Origin of the sequence: Bradyrhizobium sp. 76 (assembly GCF_023073025.1) — a bacterium.
Classification (GTDB): domain Bacteria; phylum Pseudomonadota; class Alphaproteobacteria; order Rhizobiales; family Xanthobacteraceae; genus Bradyrhizobium.
This window is the reverse complement of sequence record NZ_JADPIS010000015.1, coordinates 671,280-697,704: the sequence shown is the minus strand read 5'-3', so window position 1 is coordinate 697,704 and position 26,425 is coordinate 671,280. Positions and strand designations below refer to the sequence as shown.

Sequence of the window (26,425 nt, the reverse complement as noted above, 5' to 3'; positions counted from 1 at the left end):
TCGCACCTTGGCAAGGGCCGGTTCAGACGCCTAGATCAAAGGCAAGCAGCAGGTCGGAAGGATTTTCCATGGCGCCATCGGTACGGGACAACAAGGACAGAAGCCGCTTCGAGCTCGATGTCGGCAGCGAGATCGCCTTCGCCAATTACCGGCTGACGCCGTCGGCGGTGATCATCACCCACACCGAGACGCCGCGTGCGCTGCGCGGCCGGGGCATCGGCTCCGAACTGGTCAAGGGCGCGCTGGAATTGATCCGCCGCGACGGCAGGAAGGTGATCGCCGGTTGCGGCTTCGTCGTCGACTATCTCGACAGGCATCCGGAAGATGCGGATCTCGTCGCCTGAATGCAAAAAGGGCCCGCGCGATCGCGGGCCCTTGGATTGCGACCGGGCGATCGGTCAGTGCTTGATCTCCGGCGGCAGCTTGCCGCCATTCGCGGCGAGCTTGGACATCACCTGCTTGTGCAGCCAGACGTTCATGGTCGCGGAATCGTTGGTGTCGCCGCTGTAGCCGAGCTCCTTGGCCAGGTCCTTGCGCGCAGCGAGGCTGGAATCGATGTCGAGCGCCTTCATCAGGTCGACGATCGAGGTGCGCCATTCCAGCTTCTCGCCCTTGTGCGCGGCGGCCGCCGCGTCGACGATCGAGGCAACGTCCACCGTCGCCGCGGGCGCCGATCCGCTCGGCGCGGCCCCTGCGGGCGCGCTGCCCGACGGTGCGCTGCCTGCGGGCGCGGCGGAAGCTGGCTGGCTACCGAAGATCGCGCCCATAATTTTCCCGAAAATGCTCATGTCTGCTCCCCGAAAAGGACCCGCTGGAGGGCCTTGAGTGGCACTTATAGACCAAGTTGCGTCGTTGCACCCGCAAAGTTCCGCGGACCAGCAAGCAGCATCAGCTTATCTACGGCGAAATGACGACCGAATGACATCATCGAGGTTGCGCTGCGGCATCGAATCTCACCCAAGCGTGAGGGACAGGACTCGCAAATGGGCGTACGCTTGACATTCAGTTCGCGTGCCATCCGGAATTCGAGCTTCTGGTTGGGAATCGCGAAACTCAGAATAGCGGCCGCTTGCGCCGTTTGCTGGCGCCAGATGCGGCCGCATGGCAAGGGAGCTAGCGACCATGGCCACACTCTACCAGGGCAATGTCCCCACCGTGGCCCAGACCGCAGAAGCGGCTGGACCGGTGATCCGAACCATCCAACTCTCCGATCTGCACGATGCGCTCAAGCGCGGCTGGGACGATTTCAAGGCGGTGCCGAGCCACGCCATCATTCTCTGCGTGATCTATCCTGTGCTGGGCCTCGTGCTCGCCCGCGTGGTGATGGGCTATTCAGTGCTGCCGTTGTTGTTTCCGTTGGCCGCGGGCTTCGCGCTGATCGGCCCGTTCGCGGCGCTCGGTCTCTACGAGCTCTCCAGCCGGCGCGAGCGCTATGAGGAGGCCAGCGCCTGGGATGCCATGGAGGTGCTGCGTTCGCCCTCCTTCGGCGCCATGCTCGGTCTCGGCGCGCTGCTGCTGGCCCTGTTCGTGACCTGGGTTGCGACCGCGCAGGCGATCTACGTCGCCGCTTTCGGCTATGAGGGCGCGTCCGGGATCTCGGATTTTCTGACGCGCGTTCTCACGAGCCGGCAAGGCTGGTGGCTGATCGTGGTCGGCTGCGGCACCGGCTTCCTGTTCGCCCTTGCCGCGCTCTGCATCAGCGCCGTGTCGTTCCCGCTGATGCTCGACCGCCATGCCGGCGCGTTCGAGGCCATGGTGACGTCGCTGCGCGTCGTCGCGAAGAACCCGGTGCCGATGGCGGCCTGGGGCCTGATCGTGGCGGTCCTGCTCGCGCTGGGCACGATTCCCGCCTTCCTCGGCCTTGCCGTGGTCGTCCCCGTGCTCGGCCATGCCACCTGGCATCTCTACCGCAAGGTAATCGCCGCCGATCCGGGCGCGCGTCCGGTGCCGCCTCCGCCGCATCGTCCACGCAAGCCGGCCGCCGACTTCCCCGCCAACCTCTTCCCCTGGCGCAATCGGACCGACGCCTGACGATATCGTGACGTGCGATCCTGCCCCGGAGCGGGCAGGATCGCACACTGTTACGCCTTGCTTTGGCCGCGGTTTCCATCGAGATTGCGCCCGCCGGTCAGATCACTTCACGGAATTTATTTGCTCGAATGACCCCGACGATTTCTCGTCTCGCCCTCGCAGCCTTAGCCATCACCGCATCCATCCTATCCGCTCAGCCAGCGCTCGCCGCGGTTGCCTGCGGTTCGGGCAATTTCGACGCGTGGCTTGCAGACTTCAAAACCGACGCCGCGACCAAAGGCGTCTCGCAACAGGCCATTTCCGCCGGGCTCGCCGGTGTGACGCTCGATCAGAGCGTGCTCAACCGCGACCGCTCGCAGAAGGTCTTCAGCCAGACCTTCGAGGAGTTTTCCGGCCGCATGGTGCCGCCGCGCCTGACGCGCGGCTCCAACATGATGAAGCAATACGGCTCGGTGCTGTCGCGCATCGAGCAGACCTACGGCGTGCCCGGCGAGGTGCTGGTCGCGATCTGGGGTCTCGAGACCGATTTCGGCGTCAATACCGGCAAGTTCGCGACCATCCGCTCGCTGGCGACGCTGGCCTATGACTGCCGCCGCGCCGAACAATTTCGCGCCGAGCTGTTGGATGCGCTCCGCATCGTCCAGCGCGGCGACCTTGCACCGGCCGACATGAAGGGTGCCTGGGCCGGCGAGCTTGGCCAGACGCAGTTCATGCCGTCGTCATGGATGAAATACGCCGTCGATTTCGACGGCAATGGCAAGCGCGATCTCCTGCACAACGCCCCCGACGTGCTCGCTTCCACCGCGAACTATCTTGCCGGTTATGGCTGGCAGAAGGGCAAGGATTGGCAGCCGGGCAGCCCGAACTTCGCGGTGCTGCAGCAGTGGAACAAAAGCGAGGTCTACTCGAAGACCATCGCTTATTTCGCCACCCAGCTCGCGCGCGCCCCTTAGCAGCCTCTCGTCAAAACGCGTAGGGCCGATCGCCTGACGACCGGCCCTCTCTGTGCGTTTTTTACCCCTATTTGCCCATGGTGGCGTGCATCGCCTTGTTCAGATGCGCGCCGCACGCGCCCATTTTGCCGTTGAGCAGCGAGTCCTGCGCGGCCGCGATCTCCCTCTGCGCTACGAATTTGCCGTCACCATCGGCCATGTTCTCGATCGCGGTCTCGGTCTTCTCCAGATTGGCCGAACTGCAGCCGCCAGCGGCGTGCTTGGCGGCTTGGGCCGGCGCGACGGCGAACGCGACAGCGGCAATTGCGATAACCCCGAGTAACTTCGTCATGACGTTACCTTCCTTCTCTTGTTCTTGGGCCAGAGCCAGCGACATTGCCGGATTCTGCGACATCAGCTTCCTCCGCGCGCGACAACTTGACGCAATGAATCCCCGCGAGAATTGCGTGATGTTGCGCGCCACGCAGAGCCACATGCAAAATTTCTGATTTTCGTTACACGTTTGTAATCAACGGCACACGTTCGGCTTGCGTGCACCGCGCCCGGGGCGGCGGTTGGGGCTGACCAAGCGGAATGAACTCGTCCCTGCCTGGCCGCCGTTCGTCCCGTTGATCCGCCGGCGTCGGGTGAATCGCCGGCCACAGTGGAAAGGTGTCCGCGCAGGCTGTCGAATGAACTTAAATTCACTTTTATGGTTCACCGAGCATGCGATTGGCGCATGCAAGACTTGGGTATAGGAGCTATCAATCACCTTGCGACGACCGGAAAGCAGCCTATTTGACTTTTGAATGGAACCGGCTGGGCTAAGATTAAATCCGTAAATTAACGGGCATTTTTAACAACATGCCCCCTGTTCGGTCTACGCTTTGGGCGGGAGTGCTTTCGGGTTAATCGTCCGTTACCAGCGCCATGCATTGAGCGCTTAGCTGCATCGCAACATCGGAACTTTCGCACTGCACCACTCTCACCTATATTCATTTCAACGATGAGGCTCGGGCAAGAGCTGAATCGAACTACAGGAGACTACCAATGCTGCTCTCGCTCATCCGTATGATCCAGGCTTTCCGGGACTATCAGCGCAATGTTGCCGAGCTGTCCCAGCTCAGCGATCGCGAATTGGCCGACATCGGCCTCGATCGCTCGGACATTCCGCGCGTTGCCGCCGGTCAGTATCAGGGCTGATATCTATCAGCCCTAAACCGGACGAACCGATAGCGCCCGCCCTCGTGCGGGCGTTGTCGCATCCGGAGGCAGAAAACTCGATCTCGGCGATTCCACTGACCGCCGAAAAGCGCTACCTGTCCGCCCCATGACAGGACCCCAATCAAATACCGTGCACGTGATCGGCGCAGGCCTTGCCGGCTCCGAAGCCGCCTGGCAGGTGGCCAAATCCGGCGTGCCCGTAGTGCTGCACGAGATGCGGCCGACCCGCACGACCGAGGCACACCGCACCGACGGGCTTGCCGAGCTCGTCTGCTCCAATTCGTTCCGCTCGGATGATGCCGCCAACAACGCCGTCGGCCTGCTGCATGCCGAGATGCGCCGCCTCGACTCGCTGATCATGCGCGCAGCCGACGCCAACCAGGTGCCCGCCGGCGGCGCGCTGGCGGTGGACCGCGACGGCTTCTCCGCGGCCGTCACCAAAACGCTGAACGACCATCCCCTGATCGAGATCGCGCGCGGCGAGGTCGCAGGCCTGCCGCCCGCCGAATGGAGTAACGTCATCGTTGCGACCGGCCCCCTCACTTCGTCGCCGCTGGCCGACGCGATCCGCGAGCTGACCGACGAGAACGCCCTCGCCTTCTTCGACGCGATCGCGCCGATCGTGCACCGCGAATCCATCGACATGTCGGTGGCATGGTTCCAGTCGCGCTACGACAAGGTCGGCCCCGGCGGCACCGGCGCCGACTACATCAACTGCCCGATGACAAAGGAGCAGTACGACGGCTTCGTCGCAGCGCTGGTCGCCGGCGAGAAGACCGAATTCAAGGAATGGGAGACCAACACGCCCTATTTCGACGGCTGTCTGCCGATCGAGGTCATGGCGGAACGCGGCCCCGAGACTCTTCGCCACGGGCCGATGAAGCCGGTCGGCCTCACCAATCCGCACGATCCCACCACTAAGGCCTACGCGATCGTGCAGCTGCGCCAGGACAACAAGCTCGGCACGCTCTACAACATCGTCGGCTTCCAGACGAAGCTGAAATACGGCGAGCAGCAACGCATCTTCCGCACCATTCCGGGGCTGGAGAACGCCGAATTTGCTCGCCTCGGCGGCCTGCATCGCAACACCTTTCTCAACTCGCCAAAGCTGCTCGACGGCCAATTGCGCCTGCGCGCGCAGCCGCGGCTGCGTTTTGCCGGCCAGATGACGGGCTGCGAGGGCTATGTGGAATCCGCCAGCGTCGGCCTGATTGCTGGCCTCTACGCGGCAGCGGACGTGCGCGGCGAGACGCTTGCGAGTCCGCCGGTCACGACGGCGCTCGGATCCCTGCTCGGCCACATCACCGGCGGCCATATCGAGACCGTCGAGCCCGGCACGCGCTCGTTCCAGCCAATGAACATCAATTTCGGCCTGTTCCCGCCGCTCGCCAGCGCACCGACGAAGAAGCCCGACGGAAGCCGACTGCGCGGCAACGAGAAGACGGTGGCCAAAAAGCAGGCGATGAGCGCGCTCGCGCTCGCCGATCTCGATCGCTGGATCGCCGATCACCTGCGCATTGCCGCCGCGGCGTGAGTTTTCGATGAACCTTCCCAAAGACGACGCCGCAACACTCTCGGCGCGCTGGACCGAGGGCGTGCTGCTCAAGCGCGACGTGTTCTCGACGGTCGAGCGCGGCCGCTTCCGCGACGATGACGGCGAGGTCGACGCGGTGCTGCGCCGCCTCGACGAGGTGCCGTGGTGGTCATTCCTTTTGGCGCGCCATCTGTTCGCCCGCGAGACGCATGCGCTCGCACTCGCCAAGGGACTCGATGTCGGCCCTGAGCTGCTGTGGGCCGGACGCCGCGCGCTGGTGCGCAGCTTCGTCGATGGCGTCGCGCTGCATCTGGCGAAACCGCATGGCGACCTCGCCTATTTTCGCTCGGCCAAGGCCGCGCTGCGACGGCTGCGCCGCGCCGGCATCTGCCACAACGATCTTGCCAAGGAACAGAACTGGCTGGTCGGCCGCGACGGTCGCGCCTATGTGACCGACTTCCAGCTCGCGGCCTGCTTCGACCGGCGCGGCCGGCTTTACCGCATCTTGGCCTATGAAGATCTCCGGCATCTGCTCAAGCACAAGCGCTCCTACGCGCCCGAGGCGCTGACGCCGCGCGAGCGGAAAATCCTGGCGAAGAAGTCGTTCGCCGCCAGCCTCTGGCTGGCTACCGGCAAGAAGGTTTATCGGGCAATCACGCGCGGCCTGTTCAACTTCACCGACCGTGAAGGCGGCGGCCGAAGGCTCGTCAACGACGCGCCGGTGTTGGCGGAATTGATCCGCAAGAACCCCGCCGTGCGCGACACCGCCATCGTGGCCTTTGCCGACCGCCGCTCCGGCGTCGGGCTCTATGCCTTCGTCGAAGCCGATCAGGCCGCGCTCGAAGGCCAATTGCGGAACGAGCTCAGCGCCGCCAAAGGGCCGAAGCCCCCGGAACACATCCAGGTCGTGCACGCGCTGCCACGCAACGCCGACGGCAAGCCGCGCACGGAGATTCTGCAACTGGTCGCCATGAACCAGCTCGACCTGATCGAGCCGATGATGAAGAACGACCAGGACCGCGCTTTCCTCAAGGACATCTTGGAGCAGCGCAAGAACCTGCGCGACCGCTTCAATTTCGAGGCCGACCTGCCTGCCGGCTAGTGTGGATCACGCCTTGAAGCGTCCACATTGGCGATAGAGAAGCGATCCGATAATTCGAACTTGGCGGCGGGGCTTGGCGGGGTCATGGGCACTCGGGGGACGATGATGCATCGTGTGGTTGGCGGCCTGATCGCCGGCCTTCTGCTGCTCGCCGCCGCGCCCGCAATGGCCGAGTCCCCGGCCGAGCTGATCTCCAGCTTCCGCCTCAAACATGGAGAGGTCCGCGTCGTCCGCGATTCGACCCTCGACCGCATCGCAATGGACCAGGCGCGCGCGATGGCGACGAAGGACGACCTCAGTCACGACGCCCTCGGCCCGTTCAACCGCCGGGTCGCACCGGCCGGCGCAGGCCGCGCCGCCGAGAACATCGCCTACGGCTACGACAATTTCGAGAAGACCCTGGGACAGTGGATCGACTCGTCGGGACACCGCAAAAATTTGCTGCTGCACAACGCTTCCCGCGTCGGGATCGCGAGCGCGAAAAACGCCAGCGGCAAACGCACCTATTGGGCGATGGTGATCGCCGGCGACTACGAGCCGAAGGGCAAAGGCAAGAAGGACAAGGAGCCCCTCGTTGCCGTGAAACGCGAAGCCGCTCCTGCGAGCAAGCCCAAATCCGGCGGCTGCCACATCAAGCTGCTCGGCCTCTGCATCTGAGGCGAGACGCCACGCCGGAAGCATTGTTGCGCGCGCTTCTCCGACCGGCCAATATGACCGCGCCGCTATCCTCAACCAACCTGAGGCGATCAATGGCCAAAAAATACACCGCTCAATGCGCCTGTGGCGCAATCAAGTTCGAATTCAGCACCGATCCGTCCTTCATCGCCAATTGTCATTGCAACGATTGCAAGCGCGCTTCCGGCGGCGAGATGGCGACCTTCTTCGCGGTGCCCGAGGACGATTTCACGCTTCTCTGCGGCAAGCCGAAGGCGTTTCACTACATCGCCAATTCCGGCAAAGGCCTGGATCGCAATTTCTGCCCGGAATGCGGTTCGCGGGTCTTTACCACTAACCTCGATAGCTTCCCCAAGACGTTCTTCGTCCAGTTGGGCAGCCTCGACCGGCCCGACCTCGTCGCACCGAAGCTCGAGATGTTCACCAAGCGTCGCATGTCGTGGAACACGCCGCTCAACCTGCCGCAGTTCGAGGAAATGCCGCACTGACGCGACGATAGTCCGAGCCGGAGATTGACTTGATCAACATCGAGCGAGTACGTGCCGACACGCCAGCCACTTCCAGACTTGCGTATCTGCACAACGCGGGGGCGGCTCTCATGCCTGTCGCTGTCGCCGAAGCCATGAAGCAGCATATCGATCTGGAGAGCGAGGTCGGAGGCTATGCCGCCGCCGACCGTGAGGCGCCCCGGCTCGAATCCGTCTACGGCTCAGTGGCGCGCCTGCTGGATGCCGCACCCGATGAGATCGCCCTCATGGAGAATGCGACGGTTGCTTGGCAGATGGCGTTCTACGCGCTTCCATTTCGTCAGGGCGACCGGATCCTGACCGCCGAGGCGGAGTACGCTGCCAACTATGTCGCCTTTCTCCAGGTCGCCAAGCGAACAGGCGTCGCGATCGACATCGTGCCGAGCGATGCTAGCGGCGAGCTCGACGTTGACGCGCTCGAAAGCATGATCGATGAGCGCGTGAAACTGATTGCGATCACATGGGTTCCGACCAATGGCGGGCTGGTCAATCCGGCTGCGGCCGTCGGCAAGATCGCGCGAGCGCGAGGCATTCCTTATCTGCTCGACGCCTGCCAGGCGGTCGGACAAATGGCGGTCGACGTCGAGGCCATCGGCTGTGACATGTTGTCGGCGACCGGTCGCAAATTCCTCCGCGGCCCGCGCGGCACCGGTTTTCTCTACGTCCGCCGGGCGATGCTGCAGCGGCTCGAACCGCCAATGATCGACCACTTCGCCGCACCCTGGGTGTCCCGGGACGCTTACCGGCTGCGTGACGATGCGCGCCGTTTCGAGACCTGGGAGAACAACTACGCAGCCCGGCTTGGGCTGGGCGCGGCTGTCGATTATGCCCTCGATATCGGGATAGGCCCCATCGAGCAGCGTTGCCGCATGCTGGCGGACCGCCTCCGGGGCGGCCTTGCGTCCATTCGCGGTATCAGAATTCGTGACCTCGGACGCGCTCCGGGAGCCATCGTCAGCTTCACGGTGGACGGGTACGAGGCTGAAGCGGTCGTCAGCAACGCGGCCGCAGCCGGCATCACGATCGGTGCCTCAGATCCGTCGAGCACGCGCATCGATGCCGAAATTCGCTCGCTGCCGCCGGTGGTGCGCGCCTCCCCGCATTACTACAATACGGAAGCCGAGATCGATCGGTTGATCGTCCATCTGGCGGTTTGACGCCGCGATAGCGGCGGGCGCGCGCACAGCTCAGGTACAGCGCGCACTCAATCCGGATGCCCCAAGCTTCGCCATGACCTCGTCGAGATGGGCGCTGTCGCGGGTCTCGATCACCAATTGCAGCAACGTTGCCTTGGCCGGAAGATCCGAGAAGGTGCGCTGGTGCGAGACCTCGATGATGTTGGCGCCGGCCTCGGCCAGCAGTGCCGCGACCGCAGCCAGTTGGCCAGGCCTGTCGGGGATGTCGAGCGACAGCTGGGTGAGCCGCCCCTCACGCGCCAACTCGCGGGTCAGGACTGATGCAATCAGCCGCGTGTCGATATTGCCGCCGCTCAGCACCAGCCCGACCTTCTGGCCGGCGAAACGGGACGGGTCGGACATCAGTGCGGCGAGACCAGCGGCGCCGGCGCCTTCGACAACCGTCTTCTCGATCGAGATCAGGGTTGCCACCGCGCGCTCGAGCTCGGCTTCGTTGACGAGCGCAATGTCGTCGACAAGGCGGCGGACGATTTCGGTCGTGAGCTTGCCGGGCGACTTCACCGCGATGCCTTCGGCGAGTGTGTCGCCACGCGCCGGCAGATTGCCGTTATGGATGGCATTGTACATCGAGGGGTAGAGCCAGGCCTCGACGCCGAGGATCCGCAGCGACGGCTTGATCGATTTCGCGGCAATGGCGATCCCGCTGATCAGGCCACCGCCGCCGATCGGGACGACCAGCGTATCGAGCTCCGGCACGGCCTTGAGTATTTCCAGCCCGACCGTGCCCTGCCCCGCGATGACAAGTGGATCGTCATAGGGATGGACGAAGATCATGCCGCGGGCTTCGCCGTGGCTGCGCGCATACGCGGCCGCCTCCTCCAGCGTGGCGCCCGTCACCACCACCTCAGCACCGTGATGCCTGGTGTTCTCGACCTTCACCATGGGCGTGCCGACCGGCATGACGATGGTGGCGGGAATGCCGAGCCGCTTGGCGTGATAGGCGACGCCTTGCGCGTGATTACCCGCCGACATCGCGACGACGCCTCGCGCGCGCTCCTCCGGCGTCAGCGCCGTGAGGCGGTTGAGCGCGCCGCGCTCCTTGAACGAGGAGGTGAACTGGAGGTTCTCGAATTTCAGCCAGATGTCGCAGCCGCAGATATTGCTCAGCGTGCGGCTGTAGCTACAGGGCGTCTCGACGACGGCGCCGCGGATCGTCTCGGCAGCGGCATGGATTTCGCTCAGCGAGATCGGAAGGCCGCTGAGATCAGTGGCGATGCTTTGGGACAACTCAGCCATGGGACAGCATAGGGCATTTGGCAGTTTGAGGCGATAAGCCAACCGCTATTTGGTAAATTCCCGGGAACGCGAGGCCCGCCACAGCGTCCACAGCGTGCGCAGCCGCGGCGATTGCTCCGGCGTGAACGGATTACGCCCGGGCTGCGACAAGCGCTTGAGGTCGGCCCGTACCTGGCTCAGCGGAAGGAACGCTGGACGCACGGATGCCGGCACCTCCACCAGCAGCGACAAGGCCGTCGTCAAATGTTGCCGCGCCTCGCCCGAGAGTTGGTCCAGCGCGGCGCGCAAGTTTGGCGTCTCCTTGCCGGCGAACACGTCTTCCACGTTGCAATCGTGGCTCGCCAGCACCTGCTGCGGCAGGAACAATTGCCGGCGCGCCGCATCGCGCGGCAGATTGGCGATGACCTGTACGATGCCCTGCGCCAGCCCGGCATGGCGGGCGAGATGCTCGGCCGCCTCCGACGGTGGTCCCATGATCCGGGCGGCGAAATCGAACAGCGCCGATGAGGTCGCCGCGAGGTAGCCTTCCAGCGCCGCCATTGTTGGCATTGGGTCGTTGTAGAGATCGAATTGATGCTCGTCGGCGAGCAGCGACAGCGGCTCGACCGGCAGGTCGAAAGCACGGATTGCGCGGAGCAGCTCCGCCGCTACCGGATTGCCCTCGGCGCTGCCATGGACCTGGCCCGACAGCATGTCGGTCCACCATTGCAGGCGGATTTCACCGGGCAAGGGCTGGCTCACCTGGTCGCGGACGCGGACGATCTCGACATTGAAGGCATAGAGCGCCAGCAGCGCGCGACGCTCGGCAGCGGGCGCGAAAAGGGTCGCGGCATAGCGCGGAAAGTCGTGGCTGCGTACGAGGTCAGCGCAGAACGCGGCAGAATCCGGCGGCGGCGCGGAGCCACTCATGGCACGGCGATCAGCGCGGCCGCGACGCGCCGCCGTTCGCCGATCATGATGTTGTAGGTGCGCACGGCGGGACCGGTCTGCATCGTGTCCAGAACCACCCGCGCCGCTTTGAGCGCCTGGCGCAGTTCCGCCGGCGGCAGCCAGACTTCGGTTCCGGTGCCGATCAGGAGCGTGTCGATGCTGTTGGCGGACTTGAAGACTCGATCAAGCGAATAGCGGTCGATCTTCGCGGGGTCGGTAACGTCCCAGGCCCAGATCGCGTCGGGCAGGCAAAGCAGCGATCCCCGATGCGACATGCCGGCAAAGGCAAAGCCGCCCTTGCCATAGGCTTCGATCGGCGCCGAGCGGGGGAAATGCGGTGCGTTGGGATCGCCGGCCATGAGCTTCGTCCGAATGAGCTTACTGCCCTCGCAAACCCCTGCGAGGGCATGCGGTTCGGATCATGCCTTGCTTTTCTTCGCCGGCGTAGCCTTATCGACCGCATCTTCGCGATGCTCGCCGACGCCGAGATAGATCAGGATCGGGGCTGCAATGAAGATCGAGGTATAGGTGCCGACCAGCACCACGCCGAACATCATGACCGCGGTGAAGCTGTGGATGGCATGACCGCCGAACAGCAGCAGCGCCAGCAGCGCCAGCGTCACGGTGAAATGGGTGATGATCGAGCGCGACAGCGTCGAGTTGATCGATTCGTTGAGAAGCTGCGGCATCGGCATCTTCTTATAGCGCCGCAGCATTTCACGGATGCGGTCGTAGATGACGACGGTGTCGTTGAGCGAATAGCCCAAAATGGTCAGAAGCGCGGCGATGCTGGTCAGGTCGAAATCGACCTGACTGATCGACATGAAGCCGATCGTCAGCACGATGTCGTGCACGTTGGCGATCATGGCCCCGAGCGCGAACTGCCATTCGAAGCGGAACCAGAGATAGATCAGGATCGAGACGATCGCGAGCATCAGGCCGAGCATGCCCCAACTCAGCAGCTCGCCGGAGACACGCGGGCCCACCACCTCGACGCGGCGATACTCCACGGACTCGCCGAGCGCGCCGCGAACCTTGTCCACAGCTGCCTGCTGCGCCTTGTCGCCGCCCGGCTGCTCAGCAACGCGAAGCAGCACGTCAGCGGGGCCACCGAATTGCTGCAGCTGGACTTCGCCGAGTCCCAGGGTGCCAAGGGTCGAGCGCATCTGCGCAAGATCGGCGGAGCCCGACTTGGCTCTCACCTCCATCAAGGTGCCGCCCTTGAAGTCGATGCCGAAGTTCAGGCCATGGGTAAAGAACAGCGTGATAGCGACGATCGACAGCGCCGCCGAGATCGGGAAGCTGATACGGCGGAAGCGCGTGAAGTCGAAATGCGTCTCGTCTGGCACGATGCGCAGCGACGGCAGGAGGCCGAGCACGCTGACCACGGTCAGCACGGCAATCAGGACGCCGAGAGAAATGAGAACGAGTTGAGTAGTGGTCACAGCCGGCCTCGAATGATCAAATCGGCACAGTCTTCGGCCGCGTCCACTGCACCCACCATGCGACGATCAGGCGGGTCATGGTGAAGGCGGTGAAGACCGTGGTGATGATGCCGATGCCCAGCGTCACTGCGAAGCCGCGCACAGGACCCGTGCCGATCATAAACAGCACGGCAGCGGCGATGAAGGTCGTGATGTTGGAATCGAGAATGGTCGCAAGCGCCCGCTTGAAGCCTGCATCGATCGCCGAGATCGGGCTTCTCCCGCCGCGCAACTCCTCGCGGATGCGCTCATAGATCAGCACGTTTGAGTCCACCGCGATGCCGACAGTGAGCACGATGCCGGCGATGCCTGGCAGGGTCAGCGTGGCACTGAGCAGCGACAACAGGCCGAAGATCATTGCGACGTTGATGGCCACCGCGATGTTGGCGAACACCCCGAACAGCCGGTAGGTCAACAGCATGAAGATGACGACCAGGATCGAGCCGACGTAAGCCGCAAGCTCGCCCTTCTCGATCGAGTCCTGGCCGAGGCCCGGACCGACGGTGCGTTCCTCGACCACCGTGAGCGGCGCAGGCAGGGCGCCGGCGCGCAGCAGGATCGCGAGGTCGTTGGCCGACTGCACGGTGAAACTGCCGGAGATCTGGCCCTGACCGCCGGTGATCGGCTCGCGAATGACCGGCGCCGAGATCACCTTGCCGTCGAGGATGATCGCGAAGGGCAGCCCGACATTCTCCTGTGTGGCCTGTGAGAACTTGCGCGCCCCCGAGGTATTGAACGTGAAGCTGACGACCGGCTCGTTGGTACGCTGGTCAAAGGTCGCCTGGGCGTTGGTCAGGTCGCCGCCCGCAACCAGCACCTGCTTTTTGACCACATAGTTGGACGGCGGCGGTGTGGCGGCCGGCAGCAGTTCTGACTCCGGTGGAATCCGGCCCGGCTGCGCCTGGTCCGGCGGCACCGAGGGATCGACCATGCGAAATTCCATTTTCGCGGTCTTGCCCAACAGTTCCTTCAAGTGGGTGGGATCCTGCAAGCCCGGCACCTGCACCAGAATGCGGTCGTTACCCTGACGCTGGATGATCGGCTCGACGGTGCCGAGCTCGTTGACGCGCTTCTCAACGATCTGAATCGACTGCTCGATGGTCTTGCGCATGCGGTCGAGCATCGCGGCCTCCGGAATACTGAGGCGGATCAATCCGCCACCAGCATCGGCGACCTCAAGGTCGCGCTGACCGCTGGACCCCATCAGGCCGCCAATCGGCTGCGCAAGCTCGCGCAACTTGGCGAGCGCCGGCTGTGCGTCGGTGTCCTTGGTGATGCGAACCTCGACCGCGTCGTTGCGCACGGTGACGCCGCCGGTGAAGCCGATCTTGGCCTCGCGCAGCACGCGACGGACGTCGTCGCGGATCTGGTCGAGCTTTTCCTTCTTCACATAGTTGGAATCGACCTCGAGCTGCAGAGAGGAGCCGCCCTGCAAGTCGAGACCCAACACGAGCCGCCGCTGCGCCCAGGCGGGCCAGGTCTTGACCTGCGCTTCCGGAAAGAAGTTCGGGACCGCGCAGAGGCACACGATCAGCGCCGTCAGGATAATCCCGAGCGCCTTCCACCGCGTGAAATACAACATCGACTGGACCTGTCAGATCAGGGGATTTCAGAGACTCGCGGAAGCGCTCACTTCGCCGCGGCGTCGTCCTTGGCGCTATCCTTGGCGCTTTCCTTGGCCGGCTCGCCCTTGGCGCGCACGCCGGAGACCATCGAGCGCATCTGCCGCACGCGCACACCATCGGCGATCTCGAACTCGATCTGGTCGTCGTCGACGACCTTGGTGACCTTGCCGACGAGGCCGCCCGAGGTCACGACGGTGTCGCCGCGGCGGATGTTCTTCACGAGGTCGGCGTGGTCACGGACCTTCTTCTGCTGCGGACGCAGAATCAGGAAGTACATGATCACGAAGATCAGGGCGAACGGCAGCAGCGACATCAACATGCCGCTGGTGTCGCCGGCGCCCGCAGCCTGGGCATACGCAGGGGTAATCAGCATTCGGACGATCCTCGTGAGAACGGGGGAAAACCGGTCAGGCCCAAATGGCGACCGGTTCGGTCAAATTCGCGCGGACTATAGCGGCCATTGCCCCAATTGCAACGCCGCCAGACCGCCCTTTTTAGCCACCTTGCGGCGCGCGCTCAGGCCCGATAAGGCTGCATTCTCAGGAACTTCGGACATGCCCCAAAAACCAAGCAAAAGCCCGGCCGGCAAAGGCCCCCGTACCCCTGCCACGAAGCCAGCCCGCGTCGCGGCAAAACGTCCCAAGGCCGCCCTCAAAGCGGCTTCCAAGGCGACTTCCAAGACAACTTCGAAGGCCGGCCAAAGCGTCTCCCAGGAGCGCATGGTTCGCGCGCTGGAGACGATCGCGGCGCACCTCTCCGCTCAAGGCAAGCCCGCCGTCGAACGCGAGTCGTTCAAGCAGGCGGATGCTTTCGTCTGGCATCCGGACGGCCGCCTTGCGGCGGTGCCGCGGGTCAGCCGCGTCGAACTGTTCCTGCTCAAGGGCGTCGACCGGATGCGCGACATCCTGATGGAGAACACCGAGCGCTTCGCCAACGGATTGCCCGCCAACAACGCATTGCTCTGGGGCGCGCGCGGCATGGGCAAGTCGTCGCTCGTGAAGGCGGCGCATGCCAGCATCAACGCGGAGCGCAAACCGGCCGACAGACTGAAGCTGATCGAGATTCATCGCGAGGACATCGAGAGCCTGCCGGCGCTGATGGAGCAGCTTCGCGCCGCGTCCTTCCGCTTCATCGTGTTCTGCGACGACCTCTCCTTCGACGGCAATGATGCGTCCTACAAATCGCTCAAGGCGGTGCTCGAAGGTGGCATCGAGGGTCGGCCGGAGAACGTCATCCTCTACGCCACCTCCAACCGCCGCCATCTGCTGGCGCGCGAGATGATCGAGAACGAGCGCTCGACCGCGATCAATCCCGGCGAAGCCGTCGAGGAGAAGGTCTCGCTGTCGGATCGCTTTGGTCTCTGGCTCGGCTTCCACCGCTGCAGCCAGGACGAATATCTCGCCATGGTGCGGGGCTATTGCAGCCATTTCGGCGTCAAGGTCGACGACGACGCGCTGGAGCGCGAGGCACTTGAATGGTCGACGACGCGCGGCTCGCGCTCGGGCCGCGTCGCCTGGCAATTCGTGCAGGAGCTTGCGGGACGGCTTGGCGTGAAGCTGACGGCGACGTAGCAAGCTGCCGCCACTTCCCTGACCTGTCATTCCCCGCGCAGGCGGGGAATCCAGTATTCCGGAGACGGTTTTGATCGATCGAGACGCTGCGGCGTACTGGGTCGCCCGGTCGAGCCGGGCGACAACACCGCGTTTATGGCGATGGCGCGCCCTATTTCAAGCTCACGCCCCGTTCAGGAATTGAAGCGGGTCAACCGGGCTCGATCCCTTACGGATCTCGAAGTGGAGCTGCGGCGACGCCACCTCCCCGGATTGACCCGACTTGGCAATGACCTGGCCGCGCTTGATGGTATCGCCGCGCTTCACCATCAGCTCACTCGCATGGGCATATGCGGTGACGTAGCCGTTGGAGTGCCGAACCAGGACGAGATTGCCGTAACCTTTCAGCTCGTTGCCGGAATAGGCAACGACACCGTCTTCAGCCGCCTTGACCGGCGTACCCTCGGGCACCGCGAGATTGATGCCATCGTTGGACTTGCCATTGGTCTTGGCGCCGTAGCTCGTGACCACCTTGCCGCGCACCGGCCAGCGGAAAGTCGGCAGCGCGCTGGTGGTCTCCGCAGCTTTCGCCGGAGCCTCCGCGGCCTTGTCTTCGACATTCGCCGTGGCCTGGGCCAGGCGCGCGCTCTGCACCGGCGCGGCGACGGCCGCCATCTTGGTGGCGGGCGCAGGGGCGGCCGCAATGGGCTGCAGCGTCCCCACAACCGGAGCGGCTCCGACCGGAGCCGCGGCAAGCGGTGCCGCGACAGCTGCGGTCTTGGCGCCGGGCACGGCCAGCCTGGCGCCGAGCTTGAGTTTTGCAGAGGGATCGAGGCCGTTGGCGCGGGCCAGTTCGGCCGCCGAGATATGGTTCTTGCGGGCAATGCTGGCGAGCGTGTCGCCGTGGTTCACGAAGTGCGTGCTCGACGGCGCGGCAACGGCCGCAACCGGCCTCGCAGCAGGCGCCAGCGCGGGGGCAGCGGCAACGGGAGCCATGAGCGGCGCGGGCGCAGCGGCCGTAGCCTGGTGCGGAATGATCAGTTGCTGGCCGGGCGAGAGCGCGCGCGGCCCCTTATAGCCGTTGGCGGCAAGAATCGCCTGTGGCGTGACGCGATAGCGTTTGGCAAGCAGGTCGAGCGTATCGCTGGTGCCTACGATGATCTTGGTTCCACCGACCGGCTGGGCGGCTGCAACCGAGCGCGGCGGCACGGTGGCCGTGGTCTCCAGATGCGGCTGCGCCGGGGGTGCGTAGGACCCGACACCCCGGCCGCCTCCGGACACGCCGCCTGCCGCAACGGGGTAGGATTGCGGCGCGGACACCGCCGGCGGCAAAGGCTGCGACTGATAATAACCGGGCTGCGTCTGCGGCCGCGAATATTGCGGCAACTCACGCTGCGGCGGCGGTGTCTGCTGCACCGAACCGGTCGATTCCTGCGCAAAGGGATTGGAGAAGTTCGACTGGGACATGCGCGACGACATGTCGGCGCTGCACCCTGCGAAGCTGAAGGAGATCAGCGCCAGCACCGCGACCTGCGGCACACGGCGCGAGTAAAGCAACTCGGCGGCAACGGACATGGTTACTCACTCGTACGCAACAGAACTGGTGTTTTAAGTAGACACGCGCCGAGTAAATAACGGCTTAACCCTCCCAATACGATGTTGGCAGCACAGCCAATCCGGAAATCTACAGCTCCCGCGCCACACCGGGCAGCGCCGGCACGAACCGGACCTCGACAAGTTCCTTGCGCTCGATCCCGGCTTCGGTCCGGCTCAGGCGGATTAGCGTCTGCACCCCCTGATGCGGGCCGACGGGCGCGATCAGGATGCCGCCCACCTCCAGCCGCTCGACCAGGTTGTCCGGGAGCTGCTCCATCGCGGCCGTGACGATGATGCGGTCGAACGGGCCGATATTGGGGGGCAGATTGAGTCCGTCGCCCAGCATCACCTCGACGTTGTGATAGTTGAGCTTTTCAAGCCTGATACGTGCGGCATCCGCCAGCTTGCGGTAACGCTCGACCGTCAGCACCTGACCGGCGAGCCGCGACAACACCGCCGCCTGGTAGCCCGAGCCGGCGCCGATCTCGAGCACGCGGTGCTTCTTCTGAAGCTGGAGCTGCTCGGTCATGTAGGCGACGACGAAGGGCTGGCTGATGGTCTGCCCGCAGGCGATCGGCAGCGCGCTGTCGCGATAGGCGCCGTCGCGATCGGCGTCGTCGACGAATTGATCGCGCGGCACCTCCTCCATGGTCCGCAGGACCGCCTGGTCGCTGATGCCCCGACGCCTCAGCGTGAGCTGAAACATCATCTTTTCCGGCGGGTGCTGATGGGAGGTCATTGCCTGCTTGTGCTGTCTTTGCGGTCCGGGATGCCAACCTGGGGCGCGAGATTCTTGTTCCGGCTCAGGGAACCCATGATAGGCTTAGGATGGCGTAGTTGACCACAATTTGGCTTGCAACGGGCGAGCCGCGATGGCCATTTTCAGGCATCCGTTCGTCGAAACGCGCATTGCGTCGATTCATGTTATCTGCGAACGTTTTTGGCGATGGGCAAGGACTCGACCATGACTGCGACGGGGCTTACCGGCCGCTCTGTATTCCTCGTCGAAGACGAGGTGATGATCAGGATGATGGTCGCGGACATGCTCGAAGAGCTTGGCTACAAGATCGCAGCCGAGGCTGGCGACATCACCGAAGCCATGCGGCTCGCCCAGGCAACCGAGTTCGACATCGCCATTCTCGACGTCAACGTCAACGGCAAGGTCATCTCGCCGGTCGCCGATGTCATCAAGGCGAAGGGCTGCCCGTTCATCTTCGCCACCGGATACGGCTCCTCCGGCCTGCCCGAGCAGTACCGCGATCGGCCGGCGCTTCAGAAGCCGTTTCAGCTCGACGCCCTCGGCAAGACCATCGAAGCCGCGCTTCGCGGCGGCTAGGCCGCGTTCGAGGTCGGATTACTTCAGCGTCGGACTTACTTCAGCGTCGCACTCAGCGCCTCCGAAAACCCCTCGTTGGTCCGGTCGAGCCTGAGCGGCGTGACGGAGACGTAGCGCTCGCGCAGCGCCGCGAGATCGGTGCCGTCGGCCGGCGTATCCATCATCGCGGTGCGCTCGAAGCCGATCCAGAAATAGGGATTGCCACGGCCGTCCCTGCGCTCGTCGATGTTGAGGAACCCGAGATTGCGCTTGCCCTGCCGCGTCACCTGAATGCCCAGCACATCCTCCGGCGCGCAGGCCGGGAAGTTGACGTTGATCACCGTGTCCTTCGGGATGCCGGCCGCGATCACCTTGCGCAGGATGTCGGGCCCGAATTTGCGCGCAGTGTCCCATAGCGGCCGGTCGCGGGTCTCGACGCTGAACTCCTGCGACAGGGCGAAGGACGGCAGCCCCAAAATGGTTCCCTCCAGCGCGCCGGCGATCGTGCCGGAATAGACCACGTCTTCGGCGACGTTGCGGCCCTTGTTGACGCCGGACAGCACGACATCGGGCAGCTTGGCGCCGAGGATGTGGCGCGCGCCCATGATGACGCAGTCGGTCGGCGTGCCGCGCACCGCGAAATGCCGCGGACCCACCTCGCGCAGGCGCAGCGGATCGTTCAGCGACAGCGAATGCGACACGCCGGACTGGTCGAGCTCAGGCGCGACCACCCAGACGTCATCGGACAATGCGCGCGCGATCTCCTCCAGGACCTTGAGGCCGGGGGCGTGGATGCCGTCGTCATTGGTGCAGAGAATGCGCATGGAAAAGGTCGATTCCTGAAGCGGGTCTGAGCCGTCTTATCCGGCCGGGGCCGATCAGGCAAACCGGACGGTCGGGGCGGCGGCAGGTTTCCGGCCTGGTCCTGTTAGCGACGAACGCGCCATTGCGGCAGGAAGCGCGCCAGCCGGCCCTCGGCATGCAATTTCATCGCCGGCACGACCCGGGTCACGATCGGCACCTCGATCACGCCGAGCGCCTCCAGCTGTGCAACGAACGGGTCCGCTACCGGCGTCTGCGGAAAGCGTTCGCGCGCCAGCGTCAGTGCCTGGTCGAAATCCGCGGCATTCACACCGGGCTTCGCCCGCCGGCTCTGGACCAGATGATCGTCCCAGAGCCGCGTGATCTCGATGTCGAGCACGCCACGCAGCCGCTGATCGACAGCCTGGATGCCGGCACCCGTCACCGCCCATTGTCTGCCGACCCAGAAGATATCGCGGTGCAAGGCCATGAACGATGGGTTCGCGTTGTCGGGTGGCCGGCAGGATAACCGGCCGCCCGATCTTCGCAACCAAACGTTTCTCCGTTTCAGATGGGCAGCACGCCTAGTCGCGTGCGACCACCTTCAGCCCGCCCATATAGGGCTGGAGCACGCTGGGGACCGCGATAGAGCCGTCCTCCTGCTGATAGGTCTCCATCACGGCGATCAGCGCGCGGCCGAGCGCTGTGCCGGAGCCGTTGAGCGTGTGCACGAACCGCGGCTTGCCATCGGGGCCGCGCGAGCGCGCGTCCATCCGGCGGGCCTGGAAATCGCCGCACACCGAGCAGCTCGAGATCTCGCGGAATGCCCCGCCGTCGCCCTGGCCCGGCATCCAGACCTCGATGTCATAGGTTTTTTGCGACGAGAAACCCATATCCCCGGTGCACAGCGTCATCACACGGTAATGCAGGTCGAGCCGCCGCAGCACTTCCTCGGCACAGGCGAGCATGCGCTCGTGCTCGTCCTGGCTCGTCTCCGGCGTCGTGATCGAGACCAGTTCGACCTTGGTGAACTGGTGCTGCCGGATCATGCCACGGGTGTCGCGCCCAGCGGCGCCCGCCTCCGCGCGAAAGCACGGCGTCAGCGCGGTCAGTCGCATCGGCAGCTGTTTTTCGTCAAGGATGGATTCGCGGACGAGATTGGTGAGCGCCACCTCCGCGGTCGGAATGATCCCGAGACGCTCGGTGCGGAGCCGCTCATGGTCGGGCTCGGCGAGCAATTCGCCCTTGATCGCCCAGAACTGGTCGTCCTCGAATTTCGGCAATTGTCCGGTGCCGAACATAATCTCGTTACGCACGAGCAGCGGCGGATTGATCTCGGTATAGCCGTGCTCGTCGACGTGTAGATTCAGCATGAACTGACCGAGCGCGCGCTCGAGCCGCGCCAGTCCCTTCTTCAGCACGACGAAGCGCGCGCCGGAGAGCTTCGCCGCGATCTCGAAATCCATGTCACCGAGCGCGGCGCCGAGATCGTCATGGGGTTTTGGCACGAACGCATAGTTGCGCTTGTTGCCGAAGATATGGCGCTGCACATTGCCGCGCTCGTCGACACCATCGGGCACCTCGCCGAGCGGCAGATTCGGGACCGCCGCGAGCTCCTTGGCGAGCTCCTCGTCGGCAGCCTTCGCGGTCGCCTCGAGCTCCGGCATCGTGGTCTTGAGCTCGGTAACTTCCGCCATCAACTTCGCCGCGCGCGCCTCGTCCTTCGCCTTCTTGGCATCGCCGATTTCCTTGGAGGCCGCATTGCGCCGCGCCTGCGCCTGCTCGGAAGCCAGGATCGCCGCACGCCGGGTCTCGTCGATCGCGAGCAGCGACGCCGACAGTGGCTTCAGGCCGCGTCGTGCAAGGCCGGCGTCGAAGGCTTGCGGGTTGTCGCGGATCGATTTGATGTCGTGCATGGCCGAGGTCCTGGGGCTTGTTGCAATCCTGCAAATCCTGGATTTGCATTTATGCAAATGGCTGCTTCCCCTAGCACGGCTGTCATCGCCCGCGAAAGCGGGTGATCCAGTATTCCAGAGACGTCCGTGATTCCCCCGATGGGCGGCGGCGTACTGGATTCCCCGCTCCAGTGCGCAATTGCGCACAAGGCGGGGAATGACAGCGGAGATCGGGGCGCCTTACTCCGCCGGGTTGGCCGGCGTCGATACGTCAGTGCCGGTGGTGGCCTTTGAAGCGGCCGCCTTCTTCTCCACAATTCCCACCGCGATGATCGAGCCCTCGTAGAGCGCGAGCAAGGGGATCGCGAGCGAGCACTGGCTGAGCACGTCGGGCGGGGTCAGAACGGCCGCGATGACGAAGGCAACGACGATGAAATAGCGGCGCTTCTCGCGCAGCATCTTTGACGTGACGATACCGATGCGCCCGAGCAGCGTCAGGATCACCGGAAGCTGGAAGGCGATGCCGAAGGCGAAGATCAGCGACATCATCAGCGACAGATATTCGCCGACCTTGGGCAGGAGCTGGATCTGCGCGGTCTCGTCGCTGCCGGCCTGCTGCATGCCGAGCGAGAAGCGGACCAGCATCGGCAGCACGACGAAATAGACCAGTGCGGCACCCAACACGAAGAAGAACGGGGTCGCGACCAGATACGGCAGAAAGGCCTGCTTCTCGTGCTTGTAGAGGCCCGGAGCGACGAACTTGTAGATCTGCGTCGCGACGATCGGGAACGAGATGAAGCCGGCGCCGAACAGCGCAAGCTTGAGCTGGGTGATGAAATATTCCAGCAGCGCGGTGTAGATGAATTTCGAGTTCTCGGGACCCGCGACCCACACGAATGGCCAGACCAGCACATTGTAGATCTGCTTGGCGAAGAAGAAGCAGAAGATGAAGGCAATGCCGAAGCCGAGCAGCGCTTTGATCAGCCGCGAACGCAGCTCGATCAAATGGTCCATCAGGGGAGCTTTGCTGGCCTCGATATCAGCGGCGCTCATGACGCTTTGGCGTCCTTGATCGCCTCGGCCGGCGCAGTGTCCTGCGTGACCGAATCTTGCGTGATCGAGCCTTGCGTGACCGAATCTTGAGCGACCTGCGCCTGCTCGACCTCACGGGTGATGGCGAGCGGCTCGTTCACGGCCGCATGTGCTTCGGCTTCCACGAAGGTCTCGGGCGTCGGCGCTTCCGGCGTGGTGGGCGTCGTCACCGCTTCGCTTGAAGTCGCCGGCGGTTCGGCGCCGGTCGAGGCCGAGGTCTCGGCCGGCTTGTCCAGCGCATCAACGCGGAGCGCGTCGCTGACGTCTTTCTGAAGCGAGGTCATCAGATTGTTGCCGGCGAAACCGGAAGCTGCTTCCTTGACCTCGTCGAAGCTCTTCTTGAGGTCGGCCATTTCGGCCTCGCGCATCGCTTCCTGGAATTGGCCCTGGAATTCGGCGGCCATCTTCCGCGCCTTGCCCATCCACTGCCCGACCATGCGCAGCACGCCCGGCAGCTCTTTCGGGCCGATGGCGATCAGGGCCACGACCCCGATCAGGACCAGTTCACTCCACCCGATATCGAACATGAGGTCTTCCGTTCACGCCAGCCGCAGCCGGCCCAATCCCTCGCGCGCAGGATCGGGTCCGCTACCCGCGTCTCGCGTGCTCTCTGGCTTAGACGGCCTTGCTGCCGACGTCGGACCGTGCCGCGGTCGGCGCGGCATTGTTGTGCTCGATGGACTTGGCCGGCTCGGGCTTGTCGGCGACCTTGTCGTCGTCCTGCATGCCCTTCTTGAACGCCTTGATGCCCTGCGCCACGTCGCCCATCAGATCCGAAATCTTGCCGCGACCGAACAGCAGCAGGACCACTGCGATCACCAGGACCCAGTGCCAAATGCTGAGTGAACCCATCCTGCAACCCTCCAAACGCGCATGGCCGGGGACCGGCCGATCTTCACCGAAACCTAGGCTTGGCAGGTGTCAAAAACAAGGACCAAGGCAACGCCAATTCGCTGTTGGCGCTACGTAATTTTGCTAGTGTTAACTGGTCGCAGGGGGCCACTAAAAGGCCCAGACGTCAGTCCTCGCTGCCGCCCTCGCCACCCTCATGGCCGCCTTCCGGCGGCGTCTCGGGCTCGACAGCAGGCGCCAGCGCGAGATCAAGGTCCTCGCCCGGCTCCAGCGGATCCTCGTCCTCCCGCAAAGTCGGGTCATCCGACGGCGTCGGCACGCTGAATCCGGTCGGCAGGCGCGAATCCAGCAGGCCCGTGCCCTTCAGCTCCTCTAGACCCGGCAGATCGCCGAGCTGTTCCAGAGTGAACTGCGACAGGAAGTCCTCGGTGGTTCCGAAGGTCAAGGGACGGCCCGGCGTCTTGCGACGACCACGCGGCTTGATCCAGCCGGTTTCCAGCAGCACGTCCAGCGTGCCCTTCGAAGTGACGACGCCACGGATCTCCTCGATCTCGGCGCGCGTCACCGGCTGGTGATAGGCGATGATCGCCAGCACTTCGATCGCGGCGCGCGACAGGCGGCGGGTCTCGGTGCTCTCGCGGGTCATCAGCCAGGCGAGATCGCCCGCCGTGCGGAAGGTCCATTTGTTGGCGACCCGCACGAGATTCACGCCGCGCAGGGAATAGTCGGCCTGCAACTGCTCGAGCGCAGCCTTCACGTCCACACCCTCGGGCATGCGCTTGGCCAGCGTCGCGGTGTCCAGCGGTTCATTCGAAGCGAACAGCAGCGCTTCCAGCAGCCGCAATTCTTCGGGACGTGCCTGGGACTCGTTCTCCATCGGCTCGGCCTCTTCTACCCGCACTTCAGCCAGGCTTGCCATGGCAGATTCTCCTTGTTGCACTTAAGCGACCGGCGCATCGGGCGCAGGAGCTGCGTCCATGACCGGCTTGGGGCGCCCCTTCCGGAAATAGATGGGCGCAAACGCCTCTTTCTGATTCAGCTCGAGCTGACCTTCGCGCACCAGCTCGAGCGCAGCCGCGAAACTCGAGGCGAGCACCGTCGCGCGCTGCGTCGGATCGGCGACGTGCTGCAGCAGAAAATCGTCGAGAACGCCCCAATCGTCCTGCTCGCTGATGCTGCCGACCAGCCGCTCCAGCGTGGCGCGCGCCTCGGCGAGCGACCACACCGTGCGCTTGGCCAGATGCACGCTCGCCAGAACGCGCGACTGGCGCTGCGCGGCATAGGCGGTGAGCAGGTCATAGAGCGTTGCGGTGTATTTCGGATGCTTGATCTCGGCGATCTGCTCGGGCTCGCCGCGCGGGAAGATGTCGCGCAGCAATTGCTGCCGGTTCATCAGCCGGTTGGCGGCTTCACGAATGGCCTCCAGCCTGCGCAGGCGGTTGGCGAGCGCCGTCGCCATCTGCTCCGCGCTAGGGCCTTCCGCACTCGGCGGCTCCGGCAGCAGCAGGCGCGATTTCAGGAAGGCGAGCCAAGCCGCCATCACGAGATAATCGGCGGCAAGCTCAAGGCGGATCTTTCGCGCGGCTTCGATGAAGTGGAGATACTGGTCCGCGAGTGCCAGGATCGAAATCTTGGCGAGATCGACCTTCTGCTGCCGCGCCAGCGCGAGCAACAGGTCGAGCGGACCCTCGTAACCCTCGACGTCCACCACCAACGCCGGCTCACCCTCGGCGAACTCTGCGGGCTGCCCGGTTTCAAACGATAGGATTTCTGCGGTCATGCCGATGCCGTGTTTGCCCGTGCGATCAATGCGTCCAGTTCGGCGCGTGCGGCCGCGCGATCGAACGGCTGCGGTCCCTTGCGCGCCGCGAGCGCGGCGTTCGCCCTCTCCAGCGCCCTGCCCGCCAGTTCGGGTGTCTGGCCGGCGACCTCACGCATCTCCTCGATGTTGCCGTTGCAATGCAGGGCCATGTCGCAACCGGCCGCAAAAATCGCGCGGGTCCGCTCGGCGATATTGCCCGACAGCGCATTCATCGACACGTCATCACTCATTAACAAACCCTGGAACCCGATTGTGCCGCGAATCACCTCAGCGATCATTGTCGCAGATGTCGTCGCCGGATGGGCGGGGTCGACCGCGCTAAACACAACATGTGCAGTCATGGCCATCGGCAAATCCGCCAAAGGCTTGAACGCCGCGAAGTCGGTGCGATCCAGTTCGTCTCGCGACGTGTCGACCGTCGGCAGATTGAAATGGGTATCGGCCGTAGCTCGGCCATGGCCGGGGATGTGCTTGAGCACCGGCAACACGCCGCCCTCTTCCAGGCCCTCGGTGACCGCGCGGGCGATCGCGGCGACCTTGCCCGGTTCGGTGCCGTAAGCCCTGTTCCCGATGACGGCGTTGGCGCCAGCCACCGGCACGTCGGCCAGCGGCAAGCAATCCACGGTAATGCCGAGATCCGCGAGATCGGCCGCGATCAGCCGGGCGCTGAGGCGCGCCGCCTTCAGCCCGAGCGCCGAATCAGTATCGTAGAGGCCTGCGAAAATAGCACCCGGCGGATAGACCGGCCAATGCGGCGGGCCCAGCCGCTGCACCCGGCCGCCCTCCTGGTCGATCAGGACAGCCGCATCAGGAGAGCCCGCCGCCGCCCGCAATTCCGCAACGAGTGCAGTAACTTGAGCCGGCGTCTCGACGTTGCGCTTGAAGAGGATGAAACCCCATGGGCGTTCGCTGCGGATAAACTCCCGCTCAGCGGCGGTTAGTTCCGTTCCGGAAACGCCGGTAATGAAGGCCCGCGTGCTCATACGGCCGATTAACCCCGACCCGC

At 64.5% G+C, this 26,425-nt stretch carries 30 protein-coding genes; 11 read left to right on the top strand and 19 right to left on the bottom strand.

Translation table 11 applies throughout. The features are described from left to right. Positions 1–68: 68 nt before the first annotated feature. Positions 69–344: a GNAT family N-acetyltransferase gene (locus tag IVB48_RS04245; RefSeq protein ID WP_018458006.1), complete on the top strand. Its 276-nt coding sequence runs from the start codon at positions 69–71 to the stop codon at positions 342–344. A 54-nt stretch (positions 345–398) separates the two neighbouring features. Here the strand turns inward: IVB48_RS04245 and IVB48_RS04240 are convergent, their stop codons facing one another. Beyond that, a complete protein-coding gene (locus IVB48_RS04240; RefSeq protein WP_027518105.1) occupies positions 399–788 on the bottom strand; it encodes a DUF3597 domain-containing protein in 390 nt (129 codons plus the stop codon). 334 nt (positions 789–1,122) lie between these two features. On the opposite strand from IVB48_RS04240, the gene IVB48_RS04235 reads away from it, so the two are divergent. Further along, positions 1,123–2,031, top strand: a complete 909-nt coding sequence (locus IVB48_RS04235; RefSeq protein WP_247397693.1) for a DUF2189 domain-containing protein — start codon at positions 1,123–1,125, stop codon at positions 2,029–2,031. Between the two features lie 128 nt (positions 2,032–2,159). Further along, a complete protein-coding gene (locus tag IVB48_RS04230) occupies positions 2,160–2,984 on the top strand; it encodes a lytic murein transglycosylase (RefSeq protein ID WP_247397691.1) in 825 nt (274 codons plus the stop codon). A 67-nt stretch (positions 2,985–3,051) separates the two neighbouring features. Here IVB48_RS04230 and IVB48_RS04225 read toward each other — a convergent pair whose 3' ends face one another. After that, a complete protein-coding gene (locus IVB48_RS04225; RefSeq protein WP_247397689.1) occupies positions 3,052–3,378 on the bottom strand; it encodes a hypothetical protein in 327 nt (108 codons plus the stop codon). A gap of 635 nt (positions 3,379–4,013) precedes the next feature. Here IVB48_RS04225 and IVB48_RS04220 point away from each other — a divergent pair. The 6 genes from IVB48_RS04220 (at position 4,014) to IVB48_RS04195 (ending at position 9,182) form a co-directional block, all read left to right on the top strand. Next, on the top strand, positions 4,014–4,166 hold the full coding sequence (locus IVB48_RS04220; RefSeq protein ID WP_007590701.1) for a DUF1127 domain-containing protein: 153 nt from the start codon (positions 4,014–4,016) through the stop codon (positions 4,164–4,166). Positions 4,167–4,293: 127 nt separating this feature from the next. After that, the gene (trmFO, locus tag IVB48_RS04215) at positions 4,294–5,721 is read left to right on the top strand and encodes a methylenetetrahydrofolate--tRNA-(uracil(54)-C(5))-methyltransferase (FADH(2)-oxidizing) TrmFO (protein WP_247397687.1); all 1,428 of its coding nucleotides are present in this window, start codon (positions 4,294–4,296) and stop codon (positions 5,719–5,721) included. A 7-nt stretch (positions 5,722–5,728) separates the two neighbouring features. Beyond that, positions 5,729–6,823, top strand: a complete 1,095-nt coding sequence (locus IVB48_RS04210) for a serine/threonine protein kinase (RefSeq protein ID WP_219685499.1) — start codon at positions 5,729–5,731, stop codon at positions 6,821–6,823. A gap of 105 nt (positions 6,824–6,928) precedes the next feature. Beyond that, complete coding sequence (locus IVB48_RS04205) at positions 6,929–7,480, top strand: CAP domain-containing protein (RefSeq protein ID WP_035961291.1); 552 nt, start codon at positions 6,929–6,931, stop codon at positions 7,478–7,480. Between the two features lie 92 nt (positions 7,481–7,572). Further along, a complete protein-coding gene (locus IVB48_RS04200; protein WP_027567073.1) occupies positions 7,573–7,986 on the top strand; it encodes a GFA family protein in 414 nt (137 codons plus the stop codon). Positions 7,987–8,015: 29 nt separating this feature from the next. After that, positions 8,016–9,182 carry an aminotransferase class V-fold PLP-dependent enzyme gene (locus tag IVB48_RS04195; protein ID WP_247397685.1) on the top strand — a complete coding sequence of 389 codons (1,167 nt, stop codon included), beginning with the start codon at positions 8,016–8,018 and terminating at the stop codon, positions 9,180–9,182. Between the two features lie 30 nt (positions 9,183–9,212). Here IVB48_RS04195 and IVB48_RS04190 read toward each other — a convergent pair whose 3' ends face one another. The 6 genes from IVB48_RS04190 to yajC are packed head-to-tail and all read right to left on the bottom strand — an operon-like array spanning position 9,213 to position 14,869. After that, positions 9,213–10,457, bottom strand: a complete 1,245-nt coding sequence (locus IVB48_RS04190) for a threonine ammonia-lyase (protein WP_247397684.1) — start codon at positions 10,455–10,457, stop codon at positions 9,213–9,215. 45 nt (positions 10,458–10,502) lie between these two features. Continuing rightward, positions 10,503–11,366 carry a phytoene/squalene synthase family protein gene (locus IVB48_RS04185; protein ID WP_247397683.1) on the bottom strand — a complete coding sequence of 288 codons (864 nt, stop codon included), beginning with the start codon at positions 11,364–11,366 and terminating at the stop codon, positions 10,503–10,505. After that, on the bottom strand, positions 11,363–11,746 hold the full coding sequence (locus tag IVB48_RS04180; RefSeq protein ID WP_247397682.1) for an Mth938-like domain-containing protein: 384 nt from the start codon (positions 11,744–11,746) through the stop codon (positions 11,363–11,365). Before IVB48_RS04180 ends, IVB48_RS04185 begins: the two co-directional genes overlap by 4 nt. A 60-nt stretch (positions 11,747–11,806) precedes the next feature. Further along, positions 11,807–12,832: a protein translocase subunit SecF gene (gene secF / locus IVB48_RS04175; RefSeq protein WP_247397681.1), complete on the bottom strand. Its 1,026-nt coding sequence runs from the start codon at positions 12,830–12,832 to the stop codon at positions 11,807–11,809. A gap of 16 nt (positions 12,833–12,848) precedes the next feature. Next, entirely contained in the window at positions 12,849–14,453 is a 1,605-nt protein-coding gene (gene secD, locus IVB48_RS04170; protein WP_247397679.1) for a protein translocase subunit SecD, read from the bottom strand. A 47-nt stretch (positions 14,454–14,500) separates the two neighbouring features. Beyond that, positions 14,501–14,869, bottom strand: coding sequence for a preprotein translocase subunit YajC (gene yajC, locus IVB48_RS04165; protein ID WP_106944718.1), 369 nt, complete (start codon positions 14,867–14,869; stop codon positions 14,501–14,503). A gap of 181 nt (positions 14,870–15,050) precedes the next feature. Between yajC and IVB48_RS04160 the strand changes: the two genes are divergently transcribed. Continuing rightward, the gene (locus IVB48_RS04160; RefSeq protein WP_247397678.1) at positions 15,051–16,067 is read left to right on the top strand and encodes an ATP-binding protein; all 1,017 of its coding nucleotides are present in this window, start codon (positions 15,051–15,053) and stop codon (positions 16,065–16,067) included. A gap of 162 nt (positions 16,068–16,229) precedes the next feature. Here the strand turns inward: IVB48_RS04160 and IVB48_RS04155 are convergent, their stop codons facing one another. Together IVB48_RS04155 and IVB48_RS04150 are read right to left on the bottom strand one after the other, a co-directional pair. After that, the gene (locus IVB48_RS04155) at positions 16,230–17,621 is read right to left on the bottom strand and encodes a LysM peptidoglycan-binding domain-containing M23 family metallopeptidase (RefSeq protein WP_247397676.1); all 1,392 of its coding nucleotides are present in this window, start codon (positions 17,619–17,621) and stop codon (positions 16,230–16,232) included. A 109-nt stretch (positions 17,622–17,730) separates the two neighbouring features. After that, on the bottom strand, positions 17,731–18,381 hold the full coding sequence (locus IVB48_RS04150) for a protein-L-isoaspartate(D-aspartate) O-methyltransferase (RefSeq protein WP_247359434.1): 651 nt from the start codon (positions 18,379–18,381) through the stop codon (positions 17,731–17,733). Positions 18,382–18,606: 225 nt separating this feature from the next. Here IVB48_RS04150 and IVB48_RS04145 point away from each other — a divergent pair, with 225 nt between their 5' ends. Continuing rightward, entirely contained in the window at positions 18,607–18,978 is a 372-nt protein-coding gene (locus IVB48_RS04145) for a response regulator (protein ID WP_007590670.1), read from the top strand. Between the two features lie 35 nt (positions 18,979–19,013). Here IVB48_RS04145 and surE read toward each other — a convergent pair whose 3' ends face one another. The 9 genes from surE to nagZ form a co-directional block, all read right to left on the bottom strand. Further along, positions 19,014–19,781, bottom strand: coding sequence for a 5'/3'-nucleotidase SurE (gene surE, locus IVB48_RS04140; protein WP_247397674.1), 768 nt, complete (start codon positions 19,779–19,781; stop codon positions 19,014–19,016). A 104-nt stretch (positions 19,782–19,885) separates the two neighbouring features. Further along, the gene (locus tag IVB48_RS04135) at positions 19,886–20,248 is read right to left on the bottom strand and encodes a hypothetical protein (protein ID WP_247397672.1); all 363 of its coding nucleotides are present in this window, start codon (positions 20,246–20,248) and stop codon (positions 19,886–19,888) included. Positions 20,249–20,342: 94 nt separating this feature from the next. Then, positions 20,343–21,674, bottom strand: a complete 1,332-nt coding sequence (serS, locus tag IVB48_RS04130) for a serine--tRNA ligase (RefSeq protein WP_247397670.1) — start codon at positions 21,672–21,674, stop codon at positions 20,343–20,345. A gap of 219 nt (positions 21,675–21,893) precedes the next feature. Further along, complete coding sequence (gene tatC / locus IVB48_RS04125; RefSeq protein ID WP_247397669.1) at positions 21,894–22,706, bottom strand: twin-arginine translocase subunit TatC; 813 nt, start codon at positions 22,704–22,706, stop codon at positions 21,894–21,896. After that, positions 22,703–23,272: a Sec-independent protein translocase protein TatB gene (gene tatB, locus IVB48_RS04120; RefSeq protein ID WP_247397667.1), complete on the bottom strand. Its 570-nt coding sequence runs from the start codon at positions 23,270–23,272 to the stop codon at positions 22,703–22,705. The genes tatC and tatB overlap by 4 nt, the downstream gene beginning before the upstream one ends. An 88-nt stretch (positions 23,273–23,360) precedes the next feature. After that, on the bottom strand, positions 23,361–23,597 hold the full coding sequence (locus IVB48_RS04115; protein WP_007610722.1) for a twin-arginine translocase TatA/TatE family subunit: 237 nt from the start codon (positions 23,595–23,597) through the stop codon (positions 23,361–23,363). A 166-nt stretch (positions 23,598–23,763) separates the two neighbouring features. Next, complete coding sequence (gene scpB / locus IVB48_RS04110; RefSeq protein WP_027567087.1) at positions 23,764–24,516, bottom strand: SMC-Scp complex subunit ScpB; 753 nt, start codon at positions 24,514–24,516, stop codon at positions 23,764–23,766. Positions 24,517–24,537: 21 nt separating this feature from the next. Further along, positions 24,538–25,377: a ScpA family protein gene (locus IVB48_RS04105; protein WP_247397666.1), complete on the bottom strand. Its 840-nt coding sequence runs from the start codon at positions 25,375–25,377 to the stop codon at positions 24,538–24,540. After that, positions 25,374–26,402, bottom strand: coding sequence for a beta-N-acetylhexosaminidase (gene nagZ / locus IVB48_RS04100; protein WP_247397665.1), 1,029 nt, complete (start codon positions 26,400–26,402; stop codon positions 25,374–25,376). Before nagZ ends, IVB48_RS04105 begins: the two co-directional genes overlap by 4 nt. Positions 26,403–26,425: the final 23 nt, after the last annotated feature.